Genomic DNA, 1,859 nt, shown 5'->3' on the forward strand with positions numbered 1-1,859 from the left:
AGATCGGCAAGATGCCGGTCCATGGCGAAGCCGATGAAACGCTTTTGATGGATGCGGCGACTTTGGTCGAGGAGGCCATGGGGCCGGAAATGCCTGAGGAATGAATTTTTCGCTGGCGCGCACATCGCTGATCGCCGAGGCCGACCTTGTCGGCATATCAGGCGAGCGCGCCGTCTGCGACCCGCGCGGCGTGCTTTATTTTCCGGATCTGCGGCTTCTGGCCGTGTCCGACCTGCATCTGGAAAAGGGTTCGTCGCTGGCACGCCGCGGCACGCTGATCCCGCCCTACGACACCGGCGCGACCTTGTTGCGGCTTCAGGCCGTGATATCAGACTACCAGCCGTCGATCGTCATCAGCCTGGGCGACAGCTTTCACGATGGCGGCGGCGCCCAGCGTATGCATGCAAGCTTCCGCGAGCGGCTGGAAGCGCTGATATCAGGCCGAGACTGGTTCTGGGTCGCCGGCAACCATGACCCGGAAGCGCCAGCCGATCTCCCCGGCGAAACGGTGCGTGAACTTGCTATAGGCTCGCTGCTGTTCCGGCATGAGCCGTCGAAGCAGCGTGTCGAAGGCGAAATAGCGGGCCATCTGCATCCCTGCGCCCGCATAGTCCAGCAGGGACGCTCGGTGAGGCGGCGCTGCTTTGCCGGCGATGGCGGCCGCATGATCATGCCGGCCTTCGGCGCCTATACCGGTTCGCTCAACGTGCTCGACCGCGCCTATGCCGGGCTGTTCCGGCTGGACACGCTGATGGCTTATATGCTGGGCGCCCAACGCATCTTTGCCATTTCCGGCTCGATGCTGCGGCCGGGCTAAACAGCCTTACCTGCCATAGTAGAGCGTAACCGTGTGCTTCGCCTCGGCGAAGAACAGCCAACGTTCGACCAGCATGCCGGCGAACTGGATTGCAGCAGCAAGTACCGACAGCAACGCTGCCAGCGGCCATGGCAGGGCGAACACAATGGCGAGCAGCCCCAAAGGCAACGCGAAGGCCAGAAGCTGCGTGATCTGGCGCAGCCGCGCGCCGTGCTTGCGCGCGATGCGAAAGCCCATTTCCTTGAGCAGATAATTCTCCTCGGTATGCGGCCATTCCAGCGACCGCACCGTGCCGCCCGCCAGCCCGGTCGCGGTGTTGGCGGTTGTCGAGATTTCCAGCCTGTCATTGTAGCGCCAGGTCGCCACTTTCCAGCTCCAGCCGAACAAGGTCAGCAGCAGGCAAGCCGCCAGCTGCACCTTCGAACCCAGCGCAAAGCCCTGCAGCAGCACGTTCAGCAGCACGCTGCCGGTCATCGTCGAGAAGATGAGGTAGCCGGGCAGGGTGAAGTGGCTGTGCCATTGGGCGATCGGCTTCAGCGACGCATAGATCATGCCGGTGGTGCAGACGGTGACGACCGCGCCGATGGCAGCCAGAAATCCGGCGATGCCGACCCAGCCATCGATGCGGCCGAGAAACGCCCAGCCGATGCCGAACAGCCCCGCCGGAATGAAGGTGATGACCGAGGCGACGCCTTCACGCGACAGCCATGAACTGCGCCATTGCGAGAACGCCCGCCAGGCGCGTTCGGGGCGGCCGAGATGACCCGTTGAGGACAACAGGCCGGCCACGATCAGGCCGAGTGCCAGCCCCATGCCGATGAAGCCCAGCCAGAAATCGGGGGGAATGAATTGGAAGCCTCCGAGCACGCCCAGCAGCGCGAGCAGGCCGTAGCCCGCGCCGGTGGCGGTGGTGAAGAAGACGACGGAGAAGGCTGGATGCATGGGTCAGTTCGAAAGCATGCGGTCGACCCAGCCGAGGAAACCGCCTTCGGCCCGCACCGGTTCCAATGCCGGCGCGGCCACCGATGCGGCGCGCTTGCTG

The 1,859-nt window shown here is 64.4% G+C and carries 2 protein-coding genes; one reads left to right on the plus strand and one right to left on the minus strand.

The features are described from left to right. The first annotated feature begins 100 nt into the window (after window positions 1-100). Window positions 101-817: a ligase-associated DNA damage response endonuclease PdeM gene (gene pdeM / locus EN750_RS32315; RefSeq protein WP_127399107.1), complete on the plus strand. Its 717-nt coding sequence runs from the start codon at window positions 101-103 to the stop codon at window positions 815-817. A gap of 6 nt (window positions 818-823) precedes the next feature. Here pdeM and EN750_RS32320 read toward each other — a convergent pair whose 3' ends face one another. After that, a complete protein-coding gene (locus EN750_RS32320) occupies window positions 824-1,759 on the minus strand; it encodes a DmsC/YnfH family molybdoenzyme membrane anchor subunit (RefSeq protein WP_127399108.1) in 936 nt (311 codons plus the stop codon). Window positions 1,760-1,859: the final 100 nt, after the last annotated feature.

Origin of the sequence: Mesorhizobium sp. M7A.F.Ca.ET.027.03.2.1, from assembly GCF_003999175.1 — a bacterium.
Taxonomy (GTDB): Bacteria; Pseudomonadota; Alphaproteobacteria; order Rhizobiales; family Rhizobiaceae; genus Mesorhizobium.